Below are 22,980 nucleotides of genomic sequence, written 5' to 3'. Positions count from 1 at the left end.
CTGCTAGAATTGTAGTGAATGATTAAATGGCCTCGGTCATCTGTGGGTGAGTGCGGTGTTAAGGCAGAATCAGCGATTTCTAACGCAAATTTATGTGCTTTTCGATGCGGTCGGCATGATCGTCGCTTTTCTTGCGGCGTACTGGATCAAGTTTGAAAGCGGTTGGCTGCCCGGAACGGAGGCATTGTCATTCAGTTCCTACCTGCTCTGGGGGCTCGTATACGCCATTCTTGCCGTGCTTGTCGGCTATTCCGCCGGACTCTACAAACCGCGGCGGCGGACGAAACTCTCGACAGATGTCTGGAAGCTCGGGCAGGTGCATCTGCTCAGTTTCGTCGGGCTGCTCAGTTTCCTCTATTTCGCGAAAGAGATCCACGTGTCGCGGGAGTTTCTCGGCATCTTCCTGGGACTGAACCTGACAGTACTGTCCGTCTACCGGATCGCAGTCAAGATGACGCTGTTCCGCCTGCGCCGCGCGGGTTACAACAAGAAGTATCTGCTCATTCTCGGCGCGGGATCGGTTGGGCGCAATTTCTATAAGAGTCTGCTGCAATATCCCGAGCTGGGCTATGAGGTCTTCGGTTTTCTAGACGACAACCTGAAGGAACATCCTCCCACAGGCCATCAGATGCCGCCGATTCTCGGCGGGCTGGATCGCCTTGATGAAGTGCTTCGCAATCACTTGATCGATGAAGTCATCGTTGCGTTGCCGCTCGCGGCATACGAGAAGTACGCGGAAATCATCGAGACCTGCGACAACGCCGGCGCGAAGACGCTGATTATCCCCGACTATTTCGATCTGCTGCCGGCTCGGCCGTACTTCGATAATTTTGCGGGAATCCCGCTCATCAATGTGCGCGACATTCCGCTCGACGAGCTCGGCAACCGGCTGCTGAAGCGGGTTTTCGATATTGTGTTCTCGATCGCGGCCATCATCGTGACGTCGCCGATCATGCTGATTGCCGCCATCGGGATCAAGCTGACGTCGCCGGGTCCCGTCATCTTCAAACAGGAGCGGATGGGGCTGGATCGGCGCACCTTCGTCATGTACAAGTTCCGGACCATGCATGTGTCGGACCAGAATACGGCGGATACGCAATGGACGGTGGAGAACGATCCCCGCCGCACGAAGTTCGGCGCCTTCCTGCGCCGGACGAGCATCGACGAACTGCCGCAGTTTTTCAATGTGCTGAAGGGCGATATGAGCGTTGTCGGCCCGCGTCCCGAGCGGCCGTATTTCGTGGAGCAGTTCAAGGACGAGATCCCGAAATACATGGTGAAGCACCACGTCCGCCCGGGCATCACCGGCTGGGCGCAGACGAACGGGCTGCGCGGCGATACCTCGATCCAGGACCGGATCAACCACGATTTGTATTATCTCGAGAACTGGTCGTTCATGTTTGATCTGAAGATTATCATCTTGACGATCTTGAGGGGATTTGTGAACCGCAATGCCTATTGACACCACGGGTCTGACGGGGAGCAGGCCGAACGTGTCGGTTATCATTCCGACGCTGCAGGCCGGCGAAGAACTGCGCAGGCTGATCGAAAAGCTGCAAAACCAGACGCTTGCGCCGCGCGAGATCCTCGTTATCGACTCGACTTCGACGGACGGTACGCCTGAGATCGCGTTGGGCTGCGGTGCTAGAGTAATCGGGATCGATCGGAAGGACTTCGACCATGGCGGGACGCGCAATCTGGCCGCGTCATATGCCGTCGGCGAAGTTCTTGTCTTTATGACGCAGGATGCGGTGCCGGCGCATCCGGAGATGCTGGAGCGGCTGGTGGCGCCGCTGGAGGACGAGCGGATCGCTTGCGCCTATGCGCGGCAGGAGCCGCGTCCCGATGCGGGCGTGCTGGAGCGGCTGACACGCGCGTACCTTTACCCGGAACAGCCGGACGTGAAATGGAAATCGGATCTTCCGCGGCACGGCATCCGAACGTTTTTCTGTTCGAATGTATGTGCGGCGTACCGGCGGGATGTGTTCGAGCAGCTGGGGCGTTTTCCGTCGCCGGTGCTGTTCAATGAAGATTTGTTTTTCGCGGCGCGGAGCATTATGGCGGACTACGGGGTGGCATATGCGGCCGATGCGTGCGTCGTCCACTCCCACGAATATACGCTCGGCCAGCAGTTCCGGCGCTACTTCGACAATGGCGTCTCAATGTGCGGCAATGACTGGGTTTATGCCCACTCGGGCGTAGGCAAATCCGGGAGCGGGATGGTGCTCGCCATCACGCGCGAACTGATCCGAAGTCGGCAGATGCGGTATATCCCGCGGCTGCTCATGGAATCGGCGGCGAAGTTCATCGGTTATCAGCTCGGCAAGCGTCATCGGCTGCTGCCTGGAGCACTTTGCAGAAGGTTCAGCATGCACCGCGGCATTTGGGATCGGTATTACCAGACCCGTTCGGCCGGCGAGACGCTGCAGGGATAGTCTGTCAACCGGAGGTGGGTTGAGGATGCGGAAAGGTCTGATCGCCGCTTTGGTCGTCATCATGCTGCTGGCGGTCGGCGGTTATGCGGGCGTGCAATACGGCAAAAAATTCATCGCGGAACGCGTCATGAATGAAGTGGTCGAGCAGGTGCTTCAAGACGAGGAAGTGCGCCGGCTGATGGACGATCCGGAAGTGCGCCAGGCGCTGCGCGAAGCCGTGTCTGCGGAAGATCTGGAGCGGCTGCGCAACGAAATCGGGGCAAAGCTTGGAAGCGGCGGTTCTGACAGCGGCTCGGGCAACTCGGCTGGCGATACGGGAGATGGCGCGGGCGGCAAGTCCGGTTCCGGAAGTCCGGCGGCAGACGGCGAAAGTCTGGTCATCACCAGCATCGAAGAAGCGGAGGCGCTGGTGCTCGAGAAATTTTCGATCGGCGAGATCCGCCGGTATGCGGCGATGGCCGGTGACGGCCTGACGGCAGAGGAGAAGCAGAAGATTCAAGAAGAAGCCATGAGCCGGTTCACGGAGGAAGAATTGCAGGCGCTCAAGCTGATTGCGCTGATGGAAGCGGAGAAGCGGCTTGGGGAGTAGCGTGGGTTGAAGCCTTTTCGGGAACCGGCCGCCGCATCTTTCCCGGCTTGCAACCTGCCCTGCACCCGCCTATACTGTTTCACGAATGCGCGCCGCACGAATCACAGAAAGGTCAGATGCATCATGGCATGGTTTTATGTACTCATCGGCGGGTTGCTGGAGATCGGCTGGGCATACGGCATGAAAGAGTCGGAAGGCTTCACGCGGCCGCTGCCAAGCGCGGTAACCATCTCCCTGCTCATCGTCAGCTTCTATTTCTTCGCGAAATCGATGACGATGTTGGAGACCGGTGTGGCGTACGCCGTCTATACCGGCATCGGGACGGCCGGTACGGCCATCATCGGCATGATGTTCCTGGGCGAGTCGGTCGACCCGCTGCGGATCTTCTTCCTTGCGCTGCTCATCGGCGGCATCATCGGCTTGAAGGTGATCAGCCCGGAAGAGCCGCAGAACAAGAAGCAGACGGACGAAGGAGGGGCAGGCTGAAATGGCATGGATCTGGCTGCTGATCTCCGGACTCGGCGAAATCGGAGGCGTTACCTTTATCAAGCTGTCGGACGGTTTCAAACGGTGGAAACCGACCGTCGGCGTGGCCGTTTCAAGCTTCATCAGCTTCTACTTCCTGGCGCTCGCGCTGCGAGAAATTCCGATCGGCACCGCATACGGCATCTGGACAGGCATTGGAGCGGCGGGAAGCGTGCTGCTCGGCATGGTGCTGTTCAAGGAATCGCGGGACGTCCGCAAACTGCTGTTCATCGCGATGATCATCGCCGGCGTCGTCGGACTGCGGTTCTTCGGCGCGTAAGTTCACGCCGGCCTGCATACCCCTGGCACTGCAAAGCCAGGGGCTTAGCATTTTTTCAGGGGATGATTCACCGCCGCACGGATACACTATTTGGAAAAAAGGAAAGGCTGAACCACCATGCGGCGTTCTTTCCTCGCAGCGGCGATACTGGCGGCACTGCTCCTGCCGGCGGTCCCCGCGCCGGCGGAGGCCATGGCGGCCCAGGCGGCCGGGCCCGGCCTGAAGCCGCCCGCACATCCGGCCGAGCCGGAGGCACCGCCCGCTCCCGCGCACACCCCGAGCCGCCCGGATGTGTGCGCCCCCGCTTCGCCGGCGGACCTGAAGCGGCGCGTCCCGTTCACCGTGTTCGCGCCGCGCGCGCTGCCGGCAGGCTGGGTCCCGGCGGTCTGCGCCTACCCGCCGGGCAGCCGGCGTGTGTACGGCTTGCGCATCCAATTCCGCGCGGCCTGGACGGCGCTGCCGCCGGCCGGCATCCTCGGGGACCGAATCGCCGGCATCGCCCAGACGAAGGCGTACCTTGCGCAGCTCACGGACAAGCACGGCGAGCCCGTGCGGCTGCGCGGCCGGACCGCGCGGTTCGAGCCCTGGCCGCCCGGCGCCCGCGATGAAACCGGCCGCGCCTTCCACGGCGGCATCCTGCGCTGGATCGAGCAGGGCACGCTGATCGAGATCGACAGCCGCTTCCTGACGCGGAAGCAAATGATCCGGCTGGCGGAAGAACTGCGGCCGCTGTCCGGCACATCCGCCGGAAGCGTTCGGCCGCAATTGCCAATTCTCCCCGGCAATTCTATACTGGGGATGCAGGACAGACACGCCCGGACCTGACGCATCTGCCAAGGTCAAGGTCCGGGTGCGGCTCGGCGCTCAAGGGAGGAGAAAGCGGTTGATACGGATCGGGCTGGCGGGATGGGGCGACCATCCGTCGCTCTATCGGCATGCCCGGCAAGCGGGCGGGAAACTCCAAACCTACAGCGGCTGGTTCGACATCGTCGAAGTCGATGCGTCGTTCTACGCCATCCAGCCGGAGAACGTGACGGCGAAGTGGGCATCCGAGACGCCTGACGGCTTCGGCTTCATCGTGAAGGCGTACCAGGGGATGACCGGCCACGCCCTCGGCGGCGTGCCTTACCCGGACACGGCGGCCATGTTCGCAGCATTCCGCGCGTCGCTCGAACCGATGCGCGAAGCGGGCAAGCTGCTCGCCGTCCTGTTCCAGTATCCGCCATGGTTTGACTGCACGCGGGAGCATGTGGACAAGCTGCGCGAAGCCCGGGCGTTGATGGACGGCATCCCGTGCGCGCTCGAGTTCCGCAACAGCACCTGGTTCGAGGCCGGCATGCGGGACCGGACGCTCGCGTTCATGAAGCGGGAAGGCTGGATCCACAGCGTGTGCGACGAACCGCAGGCCGGGGAAGGCTCGATCCCGATCGTCGATGAAGCGACCGATCCCGGCCTGACCCTCGTCCGGTTCCACGGCCGCAACGCGGCCGGCTGGAACGCCGGCGGGCCGGGGTGGCGCGACGTGCGCTACCTGTACCGCTATGCCGAAGCGGAGCTCATGGAATGGATGCAGCGGCTGAAGCGGCTTGAGGCGCAGTCCGGCACGGTCTGCGTCATCTTCAACAACAACTCCGGCGGCGACGCCGCGGACAACGCGCTGCAGCTCATGCGCATGCTCGGCCAGCGCCCGCCGCGCGGCAGCTTCGACCGGCCCGAGGAGCCCGAGCAGATGGACTTGTTCGAACTTTAAATTCCAAGACAAGGAGTGAGGCTGGCGATGGCCAACGTACGGCATGTGGCCGAAACGACGACGCTGAACAACGGCGTGGCGATGCCGTGGTTCGGGCTGGGCGTCTACAAGACGCAGGAAGGACCGGAAGTGGAACAGGCGGTGGCCGCCGCCCTGGAGGCCGGCTACCGGCTGATCGACACCGCGGCGCTGTACGGGAACGAGAAGGGCGTCGGCAACGCCATCCGGGCCAGCGGCATCCGCCGGGAAGACATTTTCGTCACGACGAAAGTATGGAACAGCGACCAGGGCTACGACGAGACGCTGCGCGCGTTCGAAGCGAGCCTGAGCAGACTCGGCTTCGACTACGTCGATCTGTACCTCGTCCACTGGCCGGTGAAAGGCAAATACAAGGACACCTGGCGCGCCCTCGAGCGGCTGTACAAGGAAGGGCATGTACGCGCGATCGGCGTCAGCAACTTCCACATCCATCACCTGGAGGATCTGCTGTCCTCGTGCGAAGTGAAGCCGGCCGTGAACCAGGTCGAGTGCCATCCGCTGCTCACGCAGGAGGAGCTGCGCAAATACTGCCGCGAGCAGCACATCGCCTTCCAGGCGTGGAGCCCGATCATGAAAGGCCAGCTCGACCTGCCGGTAATCACGGAACTGGCGGCGAAATACGGCAAGACCCCGGCCCAGATCGTGCTGCGCTGGGACCTTCAGAACGACATCCTGACCATTCCGAAATCGGTTCGCCCCGAGCGCATCCGCGAGAACGCGAACATTTTCGATTTCGAGCTGTCTGCCGAAGACATGGCCCGCATTGACGGCCTGAACCGGAACAGCCGGTTCGGCGCGGACCCCGACAATTTCAATTTCTGAGTCGATTTCTGAGCCTCCGGCGCCCTGCGGGAACCGCTGCCTGTTCCGCCGCGCCATGCATCTCCGGCCGCCCGGCGGTGAACACTACGAGCGGACATGAGCGGCTGCCCGTTGACAACCTCGAACTGTAACGAATATAATTACAGTACGAAGCGAGGTGCCCTCATGAACAGCGAGTTCACCATTGCGGTGCACAGTCTCGTCCTGCTGGCGTACCTTCCCGAGCGGATGGCATCCAGCGAGACGATCGCGGAGAACGTCCAGACGAACCCGGCGCGCATCCGCAAAGTGATGAGCGTGCTCAGGAAGAGCGGCTTCGTCGAGACGCGGGAAGGGGTGCGCGGCGGCTACCGGCTGGCGGTCGAACCCGGCGAGGTGACGCTCGGCGACATCTACCGCGCCATGGCGCAAGGGTCGCTCATGCCGGGCTGGTGCTCGGGCGATCCGGAGATGGACTGCATCGTCGGCTCGAACATGCGGACGGTCATGAACGGCATTTTCTGTACGGCGGAGAAGCGGCTGGAGGATTACTTCGACAGCATCACCATCCAGGCCGTGCTCGGTCAGATCCGCGCCTGCCAGGTATGACGGGCTTGTCTCAAGCCCTCGCATACAGCGCGGAGCGCAGCATGCGCTTCGACATCTTGACGAGGAAAGGAGATCAGACGATGGCTATCGAACTGACGAAAGACAACTTCCAGGCGAGCATCGCCGAAGGCGTAACGCTGGTTGATTTCTGGGCGCCCTGGTGCGGCCCTTGCAAAATGCAGCTTCCGATCGTTGAAGAACTGTCCGCGGAACTCGGCGACCAGGCGAAGATCGGCAAAATCAACGTCGACAACGAACCGGAGCTCGCGTCCCAATTCGGCGTCATGAGCATCCCGACGCTGATCCTGTTCAAGGACGGCCAGCCGGTTGACAAAATGGTCGGCCTGCAGCCGAAGGAAGCGCTGAAAACGAAGATTTTGGCCCACGTGTAAGCGCAAATGGCCGAACCGGGAAGCCTGTGTCCAAGTCATCTCCCTGCCGGGAGACGGCGGGCGCAGGCTTTTTTTCTTCCATGACCACCTGCCCTCATGTATAATGGCGAGAGATGATAACGGCCAGGGACAAGGAGTTGCAAGAGCATGGGGCTTAAAGCGGGTATCGTCGGTCTTCCCAACGTCGGGAAATCGACGCTGTTCAACGCCATTACGCAAGCGGGCGCGGAGTCCGCGAACTATCCGTTCTGCACGATCGACCCGAACGTCGGCGTCGTCGAAGTGCCGGACGAGCGGCTCGACAAACTGACCGAACTGGTGAAACCGCAGCGGAAAGTGCCGACCGCCTTCGAATTCGTCGACATCGCCGGCCTCGTCGCCGGCGCGAGCAAGGGCGAAGGGCTCGGCAACAAATTTCTGGCGCACATCCGCGAAGTGGATGCGATCGTGCACGTCGTCCGCTGCTTCCAGGATGAAAATATTACCCACGTCTCCGGCAAGGTCGATCCGCTGAGCGACATTGCGACGATCAACCTGGAGCTGATTCTCGCCGACCTCGAGACGGTGGAGCGGCGCCTCGAGCGCGCCCGGAAGAACACGAAGAGCGGGGAGAAAAAATACATCCAGGAAGTCCAGGTGCTGGAGCGGATCCGCGAGGCGCTCTACAACGACCAGCCGGCGCGCAGCGTGGAGCTGGACGACGACGAAAAGCTGCTCGTCCGCGACCTGCACCTGATCACGAGCAAACCGGTGCTGTACGCGGCGAACGTCAGCGAGTCCGAAGCGGCAAACGCGGACGGCAATCCGCTCGTCCAGGCCGTCCGGGCCTACGCCGAATCGGAAGGCGCCGAAGTCGTGCCGATCAGCGCGAAAGTGGAGGCCGAGATCGCCGAGCTCGACGGCGAAGACAAGGCGCTGTTCCTGGAGGAGCTCGGCATCAAGGAATCCGGCCTGGACCGGCTGATCAAGGCGGCCTACAAACTGCTCGGCCTGCAGACGTACTTTACGGCCGGTGAGCAGGAAGTCCGCGCCTGGACGATCCGCAAGGGCACGAAGGCGCCGCAGGCGGCCGGCGTCATCCACTCCGACTTCGAACGCGGCTTCATCCGCGCCGAGGTCGTCTCGTACGAGGACTTCGTGGCGGCCGGCTCGATGAACGCGGTGCGCGAACGCGGCCAGCTGCGCCTCGAAGGCAAGGACTACGTCGTGCAGGACGGCGACATCATGCACTTCCGCTTCAACGTCTAGGGACGCGCGAACCGCTCATGCGGCGAAAGGGCCTTGCGCCCTTTTTTCGTTGGAAGATGGTTGATTCTGCCGCCGCTTTCCGGCGCGGGATGCCGGCACGCAGGGGGCGCGTTTGTGGTATAATGAAAAGTACGGAACTTGGAAGCAGGGGTGTTCATCGATGTTGCTGGACCGTTTGCAGGCGCTGGCGGACCGCTACGAGAAGCTGAGCGAGCTGCTGTGCGATCCCGCGGTCGCGGCCGATCCGAAGCGGCTGCGCGAATATTCGAAGGAACAATCGGATCTGGAAGAAGCCTATCAGGCTTATATCGAATACAAGAAAGTCGTCGCGCAGCTGGATGACGCGAAGGCGATGCTCGGCGAGAAGCTGGACGATGAAATGCGGGACATGGTCAAGCAAGAGATCGAGGAACTGACCGCGCGGCGGGAGGAGCTGGAGAAGCGCATCCGCGTCCTGCTGCTGCCGAAAGACCCGAACGACGACAAGAACGTCATCGTCGAGATCCGCGGCGCGGCCGGCGGCGACGAAGCGGCGCTGTTCGCGGCAGACCTGTACCGGATGTACACCCGCTATGCCGAAAGCCAGGGATGGAGAGTCGAACTGCTTGACGCGAACGTGAGCGATCTCGGCGGCTTCAAGGAAGTCATCTTCATGATCTCCGGCAAAGGCGCTTACAGCAAGCTGAAATACGAGAGCGGCGCGCATCGCGTGCAGCGCATTCCGGTGACCGAGTCGGGCGGACGCATCCATACGTCGACGTCGACGGTGGCGGTGCTTCCGGAAGTCGAAGAGGTCGAAGTCGAGATTCTGGACAAAGACATCCGCGTCGACACCTTCTGTTCCAGCGGCGCCGGCGGCCAGTCCGTCAACACGACGAAATCGGCCGTGCGCGTGACGCACATCCCGACCGGCATCGTCGCGACGTGCCAGGACGGCAAGTCGCAGAACGACAACAAACAGAAGGCTTTGCAGGTGCTGCGCGCGCGCATCTACGAGATGCGGCGGCAGGAGGAAGAGGCGAAGCTTGCGGGCGAGCGGCGGAGCAAGGTCGGCACCGGCGACCGGAGCGAGCGGATCCGGACCTACAACTTCCCGCAGAGCCGCGTCACCGATCACCGGATCGGGCTGACGCTGCATAAGCTCGACGCCGTCATGAACGGCGAGATCGACGAGATCATCGACGCGCTGACGCTGGCCGAGCAGGCCGAGCTGCTCGAGCAGGAGAACGCGGCGATCGTCTGATCTTGAGGCGGCATGGCGTCAAAGACGACAAGAACGGAACGAACGGAAAGGAGGCTGCCGGATGGCGGACAAACGGAGGGAAGCCGCCCGTTTCGAGCCGGCCGAGGGCCTCACGATCGGAGAAGCCTGCCTGCAGGCTTCTTCTTTCTTGGCCGGGTGCGGCGTGTCCGAGCCGCGCGAGAACGCCGAGCGGCTGCTCATGCACGCGCTCGGCCTTGACCGCGCCGCGCTGCTGCGCGATTGGCGCGAGCCGATGCCGGCCGGCCGGCTGGCGGAGTGGGCGGCGATGGTGGGCCGCAAAGCCGCGGGCGAGCCGGTGCAGTACATTACCGGCGAGCAATGGTTTTACGGCCTGCCGCTGGCCGTATCTCCGGCCGTGCTGATTCCCCGGCCGGAGACCGAGCTGCTCGTCGAAGCCGTGCTGGAGACGGCCGACCGGCTGTGGCCGGACGCCGGCGGCGGCGCGCGTCTTCGCGCCGCCGACATCGGCACCGGCAGCGGCGCCATCGCCGTCGCGCTGGCGGTGCAGCGCCCGCACTGGCGACTCTGCGCGACCGATCTGTCGCCGGACGCGCTCGCCGTTGCGAAGGCGAATGCGGAGCGGCACGGCGTGTCGGACCGCATCGCCTTCATCCGCGGCGATCTGCTCGAGCCGTTCGCCGCGGGAGGCGGGGACGGGGACGACCGCGCACTCGATATCGTGGTGTCCAATCCGCCCTATATCCCGTCGTCCGACCTGCCCGGCCTGCAGCGCGAAGTGCGCGACTACGAGCCGCGGCTCGCCCTGGACGGCGGCGCCGACGGGCTCGATCCGTACCGCCGCATGGCGGCCCAACTGCGGACGCTGCCGTCCGCGCCGCGCATCGTCGCCTTCGAAGTCGGCCTCGGACAGGCCCGCGACGTCGCCGGCCTGCTGGATGCAACCGGTCTCTGGCCCGACATCCGCATCGTCCGCGACTACGCGGGCATCGAGCGCCACGTCATCGCCTCGGCGCCATAATCTCTTTTCCCTGCCTGTGGCCGCCATATGTCTTTTCCGCCCGCTTTTGCGATATCCCCTTCGCTCAGGCGGGCCGTTTTTCTGATACATGTACATGACATCGGACACCGATCCTTTTGCCCCCTTTGCGCGGTATCCCCTTCGCTCAGGAGGGGATTTTCGTTTGGCCGGAACCATCAACAGCAGCCGGGCGGCGGTCCGCCGTTGAACGAAGGTTCCAGCGTCCATTCGGATCTGGGAATTGAGGCTGCACGACCCATCCGGGGATGGGATATTTTTTTCTGCCTGAGTGAAGGGGATACCCAAAAAGTGGGCCAAGAGGATACCAGCGTCCGCGTCAACTTGCCGTTGAACGAGAGTACTCCAGGCGTGAACGTGAACGACGCGCCTGGATGGCGCTGCTGTCCGTTCGGAGCCGGCATTTGATGCTGCATGGGCAGACACCAATCCGGCGGCGCCGTTTTATTTTGACCTGAGCGAAGGGGATACCGAAAAAGCGGGCCCCAAAGTACCTCTCCACCCTGGCACAAACGCTCAAGCGCAAGCGCACACCCAGCCGAGTCACGACGTTATCCGCCAGCCACCCGCGAACGATATGCCAACCATGCGCGAATCATTCATGAATCATCCATGAACCATCCATGAACCATTCATGAACCATCCACGAACCATCCGCGGATTGCGGCTGCGGATCAGGCGCTGGATTTGCCCGGCATCCGTTCGGCTGCCAGCTCACGCATTTTGCGGATCATCCTGTGCACATCGCGGTACGAAGTCCAGTCAGGCTGCGGCGGAACAGGCCGCCCGACGATGGCGCGCCGGTCGGGAGCGCCGCCGGAGCCTGTCACCCGCATCAAAGCTGTCAGCACGTTCGTGCCGGAACGAGCCGTATTGTAACGGTAGACGCCTTCCTGCAAATAGTAATGCAAATGCTTGGCGCCGACCGTGTGGTGGAACATGCGAATATCGTCCTCGATCGACCATCCGACTTTCTTGATGGCCAGCCCGCCCGTCCGCCCCCAATCATCGACGGTCAGATCGACCGAAGCGGACTTGTCGACGTGTTGTCCGATGAAGCGAAGCGCGCCTTCGGGAGTGATTTTTCCTAGATAGGTGTCACCGCCCCAGTCGATCGCGATCCGGACACGTTCCGGTTCGCCAGCCCCGTTCATGGACGCGCCGATGATGTAGGGGTGCTCCGTCGGATGCAGACCGTCCGGCGACGGAATCAGGCGGCGGTTGGCTTTGCCGAGATCCAGACGGACGAGGCCGGTCAGCAGGTCGCCTTCGACAGCGCCGGCCATGGCGTTGCGAAGTTTGTGCAGCATGAGCCAGGCTGTCTTGTAGGTTACGCCGATTCTCCGGCTCAGGTAAACAGCGCTGACACAGTTGTACGCAATGAGGGAGGCGGCGGTGAACCACTTGGACAACGGGGTGCGGCTCCGCTCCATCACCGTGCCGGAAATGACGGAACATTGCTTGCGGCAGACGGCGCACTCGTAGAGCGGCAGCCTGCGGGTGCGGATGACGCTGTATGCGGTTGATTGGCAGCGCGGACAACGGTATCCTTCCGGCCAGCGAATGCGGAACAGCATGTCGGCGCATTGCGCTTCCGACAAATGGAGGAAGGATGGAGCGAACATGACATGGAAATGCATGGCGATCACCCGGAACCAGGAAGGGATGTATTCCCATTATACAGAACATATGTTCGTAATACAAGCAAGAAAATCATAATTATCCAATTTTCGTCGGCTTTTTTCTCGGATTTGAAAGCTTCTCCCGGCCACTGTTGCTTCGAACTTCAGCCTGAACGAAAGGGATACCCGATTTTGGGCCCGAAAAAACATACCCGCCGCGGAAATCTATCAGTACGCGGGTTTGAAAGAATGATAGAGCGGGCATACTGGGGGATACAGTCGTTCCGGAACGCAAGCTTGGGCGCCGACGGGCGCCGTCAGAGGAGCTTGTGTGAACATGGTCATCCGCCATTATCCGTTCGTTTTTTCTTATCGTCCGGTCTACGGTTATGTCGTGCTGCTGGTGATGCTGCTGGCGATGTCGTGGGAGAACGCGCAGAACAACGCTGCGATCGTGGAAGGCGCCATTCCGGAGGAATCCATCCGGATCCGGATTCTGGCGAATTCGGATTCGGCCGCGGATCAGGCGGTCAAGCGCCATGTCCGAAATGCCATCGCGGATGAATTGAGGCAGTTGTCGGCCGGGGCGGATTCGATCGCCGAGGCGCGGGAGGCGATCGCCGGCGCCCTGCCCGAACTGGAGACGATGGTGAAGCGGGAGCTGGAAATGCGGGGATTCGACTATCCGGCCGCCGTGAAGCTGGGCCCCGTTCCGTTCCCGGCGAAGATTTACGGCAACCGGGTGTACCCCGCGGGGCAATACGAAGCGCTGCTCATCACCCTCGGGGAAGGAAAAGGCGAGAACTGGTGGTGCGTGCTGTTCCCTCCGCTTTGTTTTGCCGATGCGGTGGGCGCCGGCAAGGCGGACAAAGGCGAAGCCGTCACGAAAGACGCGGCGGGAAGCGGGGCGAAGGAAGCATCGGCGTTTGCGGCGCAGGATGCGCAAGACGGCGGCGTGAAGGCCGGGGCCTCGCAGAATGTGGAAGTGAAGTTTGCCGTATGGGAACTGCTGCAGCGGATCGCAGACTTCTTCAAGCGGCTGTTCGGCTGAACGGTTGCCGAGCCTCGGGCGTCTGGTGGTATAATGATTGGCAATGACGAACCGAGCCTGAGGATCGGACAAGAAAGAGGAAGCAACAGGTGAACAGGGAGACGAAGTTATGGCCCGCTGACGAGACCGCGGTCGCGGAAGCGGCACGGACGCTGCGCGAGGGCGGGATCGTGGCGTTTCCGACGGAGACGGTGTACGGTCTGGGCGCGGATGCGCGCAATCCGCAGGCGGTGCGGCAAGTGTTCGAGGCGAAAGGGCGGCCGTCGGACAACCCGCTCATCGTCCACATTGCCGACCGGGAGCAATTGGACGAGCTTGTGCTGCCCTTCGGCGGGATTCCGGCCCGGCTGATGGAGGCGTTCTGGCCGGGGCCGCTGACCATCGTGCTGCCGGTCAGGCCGGGCGCGGCGGCGCCGCAGGTGACCGCCGGGCTCGATACGGTCGCGGTGCGGATGCCGGCGCATCCGGTCGCGCTCCGGCTGATCGCCGCCGCCGGCTGCCCGGTCGCGGCGCCGAGCGCGAACCGTTCGGGTCGGCCGAGCCCGACGCTGGCCGCGCACGTCATGGAAGATCTGGCCGGCCGGATCGACGGGGTTGTCGACGGAGGGCCGGCCGAGGTCGGCCTGGAATCGACGGTCGTCATGGTCGAGGACAAGCGCATCCGCGTGCTGCGGCCGGGCGGCGTGACGCGCGAAGCGCTCGCGGAAGCGGCGGGCTGCGAAGTGATCGCCGAGGGCGACGCCCGGGAGAGCCGCGAGGATGCGGCGCCGCGTTCACCCGGCATGAAGTACGCGCACTACGCGCCCCGCGGCGAGATGACGCTCGTCATCGGCGACGGCGAGGCGGTGCGCGCCTACATTGGCCGCGAAGCGGCCGCGGCCCGCGCGGCCGGCTGCCGCACCGGCGTGCTCACGTTCGAGGAGCACGCCGGCTTCTACGACGCCGACGCGGTCGTCGTCTGCGGCAGCCTCGCGCGGCCCGAGCAGGCGGCGCAGCGCCTGTATGCCGCGCTGCGCGAGTTCGATGCGCGCGGCATCGGCCGGATCTGGGCCGAGGGCTGCCCGCCGGAAGGGATCGGGCTCGCGCTGATGAACCGGCTCGCCAAAGCGGCCGGCGGGCGGATCGTCCGGGTGTGACGGCGGTTGGACATGAATCCCGACTTGTCCGCATAGGTATTACGGAGAGACCCTGTGCGGAAGGAGTCGGATTCATGTCGGTGGACGCTGCGCAGACCGGTCAGCTGCTCACGCTGCTGACCATCGCGTTCGCGCTCGGGCTGGATGCCTTCTCGCTTGGCATCGGCATCGGGCTCAAAGGCATCCGGAAGCTGGATATTCTGAAACTGGGCGCCGTCGTGGCGGCGTTCCACATGCTGATGCCGCTCCTCGGTCTGGCGGCGGGGCAGGCGGTCAGCGGGCTGCTCGGCAGCGTGGCGACGAAGGCCGGCGGGCTGCTGCTTCTCTTGCTCGGCGGCCACATGGTGTACAGCTCGCTGCGCCGCGAGCATACGGTGCAGTTCGATCACCGTTCGGCGTTCGGCATGTTGCTGCTCGCGCTCGGGGTCAGCATCGATTCGTTCTCGGTCGGGGTATCGCTCGGCATGTTCGCGGCGGATCTCGTCATGACGGTGCTGCTGTTCGGTTTTTTCGGCGGCGCGATGTCGATCACGGGGCTGCTGCTCGGGCGGAGGGTCGGAAGCGGGCTCGGCGAATACGGCGAGACGTGCGGCGGAGCGATTTTGTTCGCGTTCGGGGTCATGTTTTTACTATAATAAACTACCGGGGGCGGTTAGTCGTACAATGAAGGAGGGATGCGGCGTGGTCCGTGTCTTGTTCGTCTGCACCGGCAATACGTGCCGCAGCCCGATGGCCGAAGCGTTATTCAAGGCCAAGGCGAAGGAACGCGGCGTGCCGGTTGAAGTCCGTTCGGCCGGCGTGGCGGCTGCAGACGGCATCCCGATGTCCGCGCATGCATCGGAAGTGCTTCGCGAGCGGCAGGTGCCGCATGAAGGCAAATCCTGCGCCGTCTCGGCCGAGGCGGTCAAATGGGCGGATCTCATCCTGACGATGACGACCGGCCACAAGCGGATGCTGCTGGAACGGTACCCGGAGGCGCTCGAGAAGACGCATACGCTGAAAGAGTACGTGGAGGACCGGCCGGAGGTGCTGGCGGAGATCAAGGAGCTTGAGCGGCTGTACATGGAATGGCATCTCCGTCAGGCCATCGGCGAGAAGCTGAGCGACGAGGAACGGGCGCGGCTGCTGGAGCTGGAAGGCAAGGTTCCGGATTTCGACATCGCCGATCCGTTCGGCGGGCCGATCGAACTGTACCGCCAGGTCGCGGACGAGTTGGACGCCGCGTTGGACAAGCTGGTCAAGAAGCTCGCGGAAGCCGATTGATTTTTCACGAAACTTCCGCTATGATGGACTTGACAAAATCACGGGTCCGATGTGACTGGCGACGTTAAGTGGGGAACCACGGTGGAGCATCGGACGATATTGGCCGGTCGCCTGGGCAAAGAGCATTCGCGCTGAATGGCGCGTCATGCTCTTTTTTGTCTTTTTCGTAAATGCTGAAGGCATCATAAGTTCATTACACAAGGGGAGGCGGACTGCAATGAAGATTGCAATCGGCGCGGATCATGCGGGTTACCGGCTGAAGGACGAGATCGTGCCGCTGCTCAAGGAGCTCGGCCACGAAGTCGAAGATTTCGGCTGCGACTGCAGCCAGTCGGTCGACTATCCGGACTACGCGATCCCGGTCTGCGAGCGGGTCGTGAAGGGCGAAGCCGACCGCGGCATCCTGATCTGCGGGACGGGCATCGGCATGTCGATCGCCGCGAACAAGGTGCCCGGCATCCGCTGCGCGCTCGTGCACGATCTGTTCTCGGCGAAGGCGACGCGGGAGCACAACGACTCGAACGTGCTGGCGATGGGCGAGCGGGTGATCGGTCCCGGTCTCGCACAGGAGATCGTGCGTGTCTGGCTCGAGACGCCGTTCTCGCAGGGCGAGCGGCATGTGAGCCGCGTGAACAAAGTGATGGCGATCGAGCGCCGGCAGGCGTGAGGCGGGAGGTCGGACGCAATGGATGAAGCGCGTCTTCAATCGATTGCGGAGGACACGGAGCGCTGCATCCGCGAACTGGCGGCCGCCGGCGGGCTGAAAGCCGGCCAGCTGCTCGTCATCGGGACGAGCACGAGCGAAGTGATCGGCCGCCGGATCGGTTCGTCCGGCTCGGGCGAAGTGGCGCGGGCGATATTCGCAGGCGTCGAGGCGGTGCGGCGCGACATCGGGTTCCATCCGCTGTTCCAGTGCTGCGAGCATTTGAACCGGGCGTTGGTGACGACCCGCGAAGCGGCGGAGCGGTACGGCCTCACGGAAGTGTCGGCCGTGCCGATCCCGGGCGCGGGCGGGGCGATGGCGGCCTTCGCTTACCGGAACCTGCCGGACGCCTGCCTGGTGGAATCCGTGCAGGCGCACGCCGGCATCGACATTGGCGACACCCTGATCGGCATGCATCTTCGTCCGGTGGCGGTGCCGGTCCGGCCGTCCGTGCGGACGATCGGCGAGGCGCATGTGACGATGGCCTGTACGCGGCCGAAGCTGATCGGCGGCGCGCGGGCGGTGTACGTCCTCGAACCGGATGACCAGGCGGAACGGCAAGCGGAAACGTGAATCGGAAGTCATGGATTGAAAAATATAGCCGGGAGGCGGACACGAATGGAATATTTGCGCAAGCAGGACCCGGAGCTCGTCAAGGCGCTCGGGCTGGAGCTGCAGCGGCAGCGGGACAATCTTGAGCTGATCGCTTCGGAGAACATCGTCAGCCGGGCAGTGCTCGAAGCGATGGGCACGGTGCTGACGAACAAATACGCGGAAGGCTATCCGGGCAAACGGTATTACGGCGGCTGCGAATACGTCGATATCGCGGAGGAAATTGCCCGCAACCGCGCGAAGGAGCTGTTCGGCGCGGAGCACGCCAACGTGCAGCCGCACTCCGGCGCGCAGGCGAACATGGCCGTCTACCTGGCGGTGCTCAAGCCGGGCGACACGGTGCTCGGCATGAATCTGGCGCACGGCGGCCATCTGACGCACGGCAGCCCGGTGAACGCGTCCGGCCTGCTGTACAACTTCGTCGCTTACGGCGTCAGCGAAGACACGCACACGATCGACTATGAAGAAGTGCGCAAGGCGGCGTTCAAGCATCGCCCGCGGCTGATCGTGGCGGGCGCCAGCGCCTATCCGCGCATCATCGATTTCGAGAAGCTCGGCGAAATCGCGCGCGAAGTCGGCGCGCTGCTCATGGTCGACATGGCGCACATCGCCGGCCTCGTCGCGGCGGGCCTGCATCCGAGCCCGGTGCCGCACGCGCATTTCGTGACGACGACGACGCACAAGACGCTGCGCGGTCCGCGCGGCGGCATGATCCTGTGCCGCAAGTCGTGGGCGCAGGCGATCGACAAGGCCGTGTTCCCCGGCACCCAGGGCGGCCCGCTCATGCACATCATCGCGGCGAAGGCGGTCGCGCTCGGCGAAGCGCTGCAGCCGTCGTTCAAGACGTACGCGGAGAACGTCGTGAAGAACGCGAAGACGCTCGCGGAGGCGCTGCAGGCCGAAGGGCTGAACCTCGTGTCCGGCGGCACGGACAACCATCTGATGCTCGTCGATACGCGCAATCTGAACATTACCGGCAAAGACGCGGAGCATGTGCTCGATTCGGTGAAAATCACGGTGAACAAGAACGCGATCCCGTTCGATCCGACGAGCCCGTTCATCACGAGCGGCATCCGGATCGGCACGCCTGCGGTGACGTCCCGCGGCATGGGCGAGGAAGCGATGAAGACGATCGCGGGCGTGATCGCGATGACGCTGAAGAACCCGAAGGACGAGGCGGTGCTGGACAAGGCGCGCGGCATCGTGAAGGAGCTCACGGAACAGTATCCGCTGTACCCGGATCTCGAATATTGAGCGCTTGGATCGGAAGCGAAGGACGACCGGTCGGGAAAGTTTCCCGGCCGGTTTTTTTTATGCTCGCAAGGCGCGGGCGGTTTGGCAGAGCGCATCTGATACAATAGTCCCAAAAACCGCCCAGACCGCGATGAAAATGGTTGACGAAATTGCATGGAAGTGGTAAATTAGTTTCTTGAAATAGGTTAATAGATCTAGTATATAGATTCATAGATGGGACTAATGGCAGGGGTGGTGATCGGGTCTGCGGGTGCGGTTGGGCGAATTGCTGATTCAGGCCGGACTGATCACCGAGGAACAGCTGCAGGAGGCCCTTCGCGAAGGCAAGGAGCGCAACATGCGGCTCGGCGACGTGCTGATCGCCATGGGCTACATCACCGAGCAGCAGCGGATCGAGGTTCTGGAATTCCAGCTCGGCATTCCGCACGTCCAGCTCTACCGGGAGAACATCGACCCGCGCGCGATCCAGATGGTTCCCCGGATGCTCGCGGAGACGCACAAGGTGCTCCCCTACCGGATCGAAGGCAACAAGCTGATCGTCGCGATGTCCGACCCGCTGGACTATTACGCGATCGAAGAACTGCGCATGGCGACGGGGATGTGGATCGAGCCCGCCATCGTCTCCAGCGAAGAGCTGGATCACGCGATCCGGCGGTACTACGGCCTCCAGGAATCGGTCGACCAGGTGATGCAGGATCTGGCGGTGCGGGAGGCCGGGACCCGGGACGAGGAACCGGAGGAGGAAGAGGATTCCCCGGTCGCGCGGACCGTCAACCAGATCATCCAGCAGGCCGTGCTGATCGGCGCGAGCGACATCCACTTCGACCCGCAGGCGGACGCGCTGCTCATCCGGTACCGGGTGGACGGCGTGATGCGCACGGAGCGGACGCTGCCGCCGAACATGCAGGGCGTCATCGCGGCCCGCATCAAGGTCATGTCCGGGCTGAACGTGGCGGAGCGCCGCCTGCCGCAGGACGGCCGGGTGGAAATGAACATCGCGGGCCGCAAGATCGACATCCGCATTTCCACGCTGCCCACCATCCACGGCGAGAAAATCGTCATGCGGATCCTCGACCTGTCGCAGTCTCTGATGGAACTGGAGCAGCTCGGATTTTCGCCGCACAACCTCGAACTGTTCCGGAAAGGCATCGCCAGCTCTTACGGCATCGTGTTCATCACGGGACCGACGGGCAGCGGCAAGACGACGACGCTCTACTCGGCGCTCGCCCGGCTGAACCGGGAAGACGTCAACATCATGACGATCGAGGACCCCGTCGAATACCGGATGCGGGGGATCAACCAGATCCAGGTCAATCCGCGGACCGAGCTCACGTTCGCCCGCGGGCTGCGGGCGATCCTGCGCCAGGACCCGAACATCGTCATGGTCGGCGAAATCCGCGACGTCGAGACGGCCGAGATCGCGGTGCGCGCGGCGATGACCGGGCATCTCGTGCTCAGCACGCTGCACAGCAACAGCTCGGTGAACGCGATCACCCGCCTGATCGACATGGGCGTGGAGCCGTTCCTCGTCGCTTCCGCGCTCCGGTGCGTCGTCGCCCAGCGGCTCGTGCGCAAGGTGTGCCGCTACTGCGCGGCGGAGCGGGCGCCGTCCGGGCGGGAGGCGGAATTGCTCGCGGCGGCGGGCATCCGGGCCGACAAGCTGCTCATCGGCGCCGGCTGCGCGGAGTGCCTGCGCACCGGCTACCGGGGCAGGCTCGCGATCCACGAAGTGCTGTTCTGCGACGACGGCCTGCGCAATCTGATCCTGCGGAAGCGGGCGGACAACGAATACCGGGACCATGCGTCCCGGCACGGCGGCCTCATCCCGATTCTGCATGACGGCCTGGCGAAAGCGGCGGCCGGACTGACGACGGTAAGCGAAGTGCTGCGGGTCGTCGACGAAGGATAGCGCGGGCCCGCGGGAGGGAGCTCCGGACATGGCGAAATATCGATACCTTGCCGTCGACGCGTCCGGACGTTCGAAGCGCGGTTCCGTCGAGGCGCCGGACAAGCGGTCGGCGGCGGAGAAACTGCGCGGCGACGGGCTCTGGATCATCCGGCTGTCCGAACCGGCGCCCGGCTTCCTTAACCGTTCGATCCCGCTGACGGGCGGGCCGAAGGTGAAGCTGGAGGAGTTCGTCGTCTGCTGCCATCAGCTCGCCACGCTGTACCGCGCCGGCATCAGCCTCGTCGACGCGCTGCAGATCATGGTCTGGCAGACGTCGGGCAAAGATTTCCGCAACGTGCTGCGGCAGATGGTCCGCGACATGCAGATGGGGCTGCAGCTGTCGGAGGCCGCGGCGAAGCATCCGGCCGTCTTTTCGGATGTCTATGTCAGCATGGTGCGGGCGGGCGAGGCGAGCGGCAAGCTGGACGAGATTCTGGTGCGGCTCGCCGCCCAGTACGAGAAGGACCACAACACGCGGACGAAAATGCGCTCGGCGATGATGTACCCGGCGTTCCTGGCCGTCCTGACGGCCGTCGTGTCGGTGGCGCTGGTCACGTTCATCCTGCCCCGATTCGTCGCCTCGTTCCGGGACTCGGGCGCCGAGCTCCCGGGGTTGACCCGGATGCTGCTCGGGCTGAGCGACGCGCTGAAGCACACCTGGTTCCTGCTGCCGCTGCCGGCGATATTGGCGGCGCTGCTGTACAAGCTGGTCCGCGGCCGGCCGAAGGGGCGCTACGCGATCGATTACGCCCTGCTGCGCATCCCGGTGCTGGGGCCGCTCCGGATCAACCAGATCCTTGCCCGCTTCAGCCGCACGTTCGGCACGCTGCACATCGCCGCGGTTCCGATCTTGAACATTCTGTCGATCACCGCGAGCGTGGTCGGCAACGAGGCGATCAGGCGGATCGTGCTGGACGCGCACGAACGGGTGCGGAAGGGCGAGCCGATCGCCGACGCGTTCCGCGAGTCGCCCCTGATCCCGCCGATGGTCGCGCACATGATCGCGATCGGGGAGAAGTCCGGCGCGCTCGACACCGTGCTGGACCGGATCGCCGAGTATTGCGAATCGGTCACCGACCGGACGAGCGACCGTCTGAAATCCCTGTTGGAGCCGCTCATGATTCTGGGGATGGCCGGCATCGTCGGCATCATTGTCATGGCGATGTTCCTTCCGGTCTTCCGGATGATGGACATCACCCGGAACATGGGCTGAGCCCATAGATTATTCCATCTCTATGAATGGAGGAAGTTGGAATGGAAGTGTTGAGCAGGAAACTTCTGCGGTTGCCGCGGAACCAAAAGGGTCTGACGCTTATCGAACTGCTCGCGGTGCTCATCATCCTCGGCATCATTCTGGCGATCGCCGTGCCTTCTGTAACGGGTGTCATCAATCGTTCGAAATTGCAGGCGGATATCGGCAGCCTGAACCTGATCAAGGATGCCGGGCTTCGCTACGCACTTGCCAATGACTTGACCGCGTCAAGCACAACGGTAACCGTGCAACAATTGGTTGCGGACGGTTTTCTCAACGCGGTTCCGCAATCACAGTCGAAAAAGGTCGCGCAATTCGGGTCTGTGGTCATCACGCTCAGCGGCAACACCTACACCGTAAAGGTTTATGTTGAAGATACCGGTACGCCTAACACTGAGATTACGGAGGCTACCTTTAGCTCAACATGACCATCGAACTTTCACTTACCGTATTAACGGCGGCGTTCCTGGGGCTGCTCATCGGCAGCTTCCTGAACGTCGCCGCCATTCGCATTCCGGGGGGCGAGTCGATCGTCGCGCCGCCCTCGCACTGCATGCATTGCGGACACCGGCTGGGCCCGCTCGATCTCGTCCCGGTCGCCAGCTACCTCCTGCTTCGCGGGAGGTGCCGCTATTGCAAGGGCCGTATCTCGCCGGCCTATGCGATCGGGGAGCTGACCGCGGCGGCGGCGTTCGCCGTCACCGCGTGGCGGGTTGGACCGGACGCGGAGCTCGCCGCCGGGCTTCTGCTCGCGTCGGTCCTGATCGCGTCCGCGCACAGCGATCTGCGGACGATGCTGATCCCGGACAAGATCGTCTTCTTCGGCCTCGCGGCCGGGCTTGTTGCGCGGATCTTCTCGCATCCGCTTCCCTGGTGGGACTATCTGCTGGGCGCCTTGCTGGGCGGCGGGCTGATGCTGGCGCTCGCATTCGTCAGCAAGGGCGGCATGGGCGGCGGCGACATCAAGCTCTGGACGTTCGCCGGCCTGATGCTCGGCGTCAAGCTGACGCTGCCGGCCGTGTTCGCGGCCAGCCTGCTCGGCAGCCTGTACGGCGTCTGGCTGATGATGGCCGGCAAATTCCGCCGCAGGATGGAGGTGCCGTTCGGGCCCTTCATCGCCGCCGGCGCGCTCCTGGCCTACTGGTTCGGCGAACAATGGATCGACGGATATCTGAAGCTGTTCACATCCTAGGAATCACGGGCAGGTGCG

The 22,980-nt window shown here is 63.4% G+C and carries 25 protein-coding genes and 1 riboswitch; of the genes, 24 read left to right on the top strand and 1 reads right to left on the bottom strand.

The genetic code is table 11. From position 1 onward, the window contains the following. Positions 1-55: 55 nt before the first annotated feature. From THECO_RS18980 to prmC, 13 genes are all read left to right on the top strand, one after another. Positions 56-1,462 (top strand): undecaprenyl-phosphate glucose phosphotransferase, encoded by a 1,407-nt coding sequence (locus tag THECO_RS18980; protein WP_015256626.1) that lies wholly within the window; start codon positions 56-58, stop codon positions 1,460-1,462. A 31-nt stretch (positions 1,463-1,493) separates the two neighbouring features. Then, the gene (locus THECO_RS18975) at positions 1,494-2,435 is read left to right on the top strand and encodes a glycosyltransferase family 2 protein (protein ID WP_015256625.1); all 942 of its coding nucleotides are present in this window, start codon (positions 1,494-1,496) and stop codon (positions 2,433-2,435) included. A gap of 25 nt (positions 2,436-2,460) precedes the next feature. Beyond that, positions 2,461-3,024, top strand: coding sequence for a hypothetical protein (locus THECO_RS18970; protein ID WP_015256624.1), 564 nt, complete (start codon positions 2,461-2,463; stop codon positions 3,022-3,024). Positions 3,025-3,147: 123 nt separating this feature from the next. Further along, positions 3,148-3,510 (top strand): DMT family transporter, encoded by a 363-nt coding sequence (locus THECO_RS18965; protein ID WP_015256623.1) that lies wholly within the window; start codon positions 3,148-3,150, stop codon positions 3,508-3,510. A 1-nt stretch (position 3,511) separates the two neighbouring features. Beyond that, a complete protein-coding gene (locus tag THECO_RS18960; RefSeq protein ID WP_015256622.1) occupies positions 3,512-3,829 on the top strand; it encodes a DMT family transporter in 318 nt (105 codons plus the stop codon). A gap of 117 nt (positions 3,830-3,946) precedes the next feature. After that, positions 3,947-4,654: a hypothetical protein gene (locus THECO_RS18950; RefSeq protein WP_015256621.1), complete on the top strand. Its 708-nt coding sequence runs from the start codon at positions 3,947-3,949 to the stop codon at positions 4,652-4,654. A 58-nt stretch (positions 4,655-4,712) separates the two neighbouring features. Beyond that, positions 4,713-5,579, top strand: coding sequence for a DUF72 domain-containing protein (locus THECO_RS18945; protein ID WP_015256620.1), 867 nt, complete (start codon positions 4,713-4,715; stop codon positions 5,577-5,579). Positions 5,580-5,606: 27 nt separating this feature from the next. Next, positions 5,607-6,440 carry an aldo/keto reductase gene (locus THECO_RS18940; RefSeq protein WP_015256619.1) on the top strand — a complete coding sequence of 278 codons (834 nt, stop codon included), beginning with the start codon at positions 5,607-5,609 and terminating at the stop codon, positions 6,438-6,440. A gap of 165 nt (positions 6,441-6,605) precedes the next feature. Continuing rightward, positions 6,606-7,028, top strand: a complete 423-nt coding sequence (locus THECO_RS18935; RefSeq protein WP_015256618.1) for an RrF2 family transcriptional regulator — start codon at positions 6,606-6,608, stop codon at positions 7,026-7,028. 80 nt (positions 7,029-7,108) lie between these two features. Next, entirely contained in the window at positions 7,109-7,420 is a 312-nt protein-coding gene (gene trxA, locus THECO_RS18930; protein WP_015256617.1) for a thioredoxin, read from the top strand. Positions 7,421-7,567: 147 nt separating this feature from the next. Next, complete coding sequence (ychF, locus tag THECO_RS18925; RefSeq protein ID WP_015256616.1) at positions 7,568-8,668, top strand: redox-regulated ATPase YchF; 1,101 nt, start codon at positions 7,568-7,570, stop codon at positions 8,666-8,668. Positions 8,669-8,831: 163 nt separating this feature from the next. Next, the gene (prfA, locus tag THECO_RS18920) at positions 8,832-9,911 is read left to right on the top strand and encodes a peptide chain release factor 1 (RefSeq protein WP_041854679.1); all 1,080 of its coding nucleotides are present in this window, start codon (positions 8,832-8,834) and stop codon (positions 9,909-9,911) included. Between the two features lie 61 nt (positions 9,912-9,972). Next, positions 9,973-10,911, top strand: coding sequence for a peptide chain release factor N(5)-glutamine methyltransferase (gene prmC, locus THECO_RS18915; RefSeq protein ID WP_015256614.1), 939 nt, complete (start codon positions 9,973-9,975; stop codon positions 10,909-10,911). Between the two features lie 692 nt (positions 10,912-11,603). On the opposite strand, the gene THECO_RS20765 is transcribed toward prmC, so the two are convergent. Then, positions 11,604-12,569, bottom strand: a complete 966-nt coding sequence (locus THECO_RS20765; RefSeq protein ID WP_015256613.1) for a transposase — start codon at positions 12,567-12,569, stop codon at positions 11,604-11,606. A gap of 319 nt (positions 12,570-12,888) precedes the next feature. On the opposite strand from THECO_RS20765, the gene spoIIR reads away from it, so the two are divergent. From spoIIR to THECO_RS18855, 11 genes are all read left to right on the top strand, one after another. Continuing rightward, on the top strand, positions 12,889-13,602 hold the full coding sequence (spoIIR, locus tag THECO_RS18905; RefSeq protein ID WP_015256612.1) for a stage II sporulation protein R: 714 nt from the start codon (positions 12,889-12,891) through the stop codon (positions 13,600-13,602). An 89-nt stretch (positions 13,603-13,691) separates the two neighbouring features. Next, positions 13,692-14,738 (top strand): L-threonylcarbamoyladenylate synthase, encoded by a 1,047-nt coding sequence (locus tag THECO_RS18900; RefSeq protein WP_015256611.1) that lies wholly within the window; start codon positions 13,692-13,694, stop codon positions 14,736-14,738. A gap of 74 nt (positions 14,739-14,812) precedes the next feature. Next, on the top strand, positions 14,813-15,373 hold the full coding sequence (locus THECO_RS18895) for a manganese efflux pump MntP (RefSeq protein WP_015256610.1): 561 nt from the start codon (positions 14,813-14,815) through the stop codon (positions 15,371-15,373). A 46-nt stretch (positions 15,374-15,419) separates the two neighbouring features. Continuing rightward, positions 15,420-16,001, top strand: a complete 582-nt coding sequence (locus tag THECO_RS18890; protein ID WP_015256609.1) for a low molecular weight protein arginine phosphatase — start codon at positions 15,420-15,422, stop codon at positions 15,999-16,001. A 41-nt stretch (positions 16,002-16,042) separates the two neighbouring features. After that, positions 16,043-16,125, top strand: a riboswitch (ZMP/ZTP riboswitch). A gap of 93 nt (positions 16,126-16,218) precedes the next feature. Continuing rightward, entirely contained in the window at positions 16,219-16,668 is a 450-nt protein-coding gene (gene rpiB / locus THECO_RS18885) for a ribose 5-phosphate isomerase B (protein WP_015256608.1), read from the top strand. A gap of 18 nt (positions 16,669-16,686) precedes the next feature. Continuing rightward, on the top strand, positions 16,687-17,277 hold the full coding sequence (locus THECO_RS18880) for a TIGR01440 family protein (protein ID WP_015256607.1): 591 nt from the start codon (positions 16,687-16,689) through the stop codon (positions 17,275-17,277). A 45-nt stretch (positions 17,278-17,322) separates the two neighbouring features. Next, positions 17,323-18,570, top strand: coding sequence for a serine hydroxymethyltransferase (locus THECO_RS18875; RefSeq protein ID WP_015256606.1), 1,248 nt, complete (start codon positions 17,323-17,325; stop codon positions 18,568-18,570). 250 nt (positions 18,571-18,820) lie between these two features. Further along, positions 18,821-20,479, top strand: a complete 1,659-nt coding sequence (locus THECO_RS18870) for a GspE/PulE family protein (protein WP_015256605.1) — start codon at positions 18,821-18,823, stop codon at positions 20,477-20,479. A 28-nt stretch (positions 20,480-20,507) separates the two neighbouring features. Then, entirely contained in the window at positions 20,508-21,731 is a 1,224-nt protein-coding gene (locus THECO_RS18865; protein WP_015256604.1) for a type II secretion system F family protein, read from the top strand. 41 nt (positions 21,732-21,772) lie between these two features. Beyond that, positions 21,773-22,198, top strand: a complete 426-nt coding sequence (locus tag THECO_RS20760; RefSeq protein WP_015256603.1) for a prepilin-type N-terminal cleavage/methylation domain-containing protein — start codon at positions 21,773-21,775, stop codon at positions 22,196-22,198. Then, positions 22,195-22,962: a prepilin peptidase gene (locus tag THECO_RS18855; RefSeq protein ID WP_015256602.1), complete on the top strand. Its 768-nt coding sequence runs from the start codon at positions 22,195-22,197 to the stop codon at positions 22,960-22,962. The genes THECO_RS20760 and THECO_RS18855 overlap by 4 nt, the downstream gene beginning before the upstream one ends. Positions 22,963-22,980: the final 18 nt, after the last annotated feature.

This window comes from Thermobacillus composti KWC4 (assembly GCF_000227705.2).
GTDB lineage: Bacteria > Bacillota > Bacilli > Paenibacillales > Paenibacillaceae > Thermobacillus > Thermobacillus xylanilyticus.
This window is presented reverse-complemented; position numbering and strand designations above follow the sequence as displayed.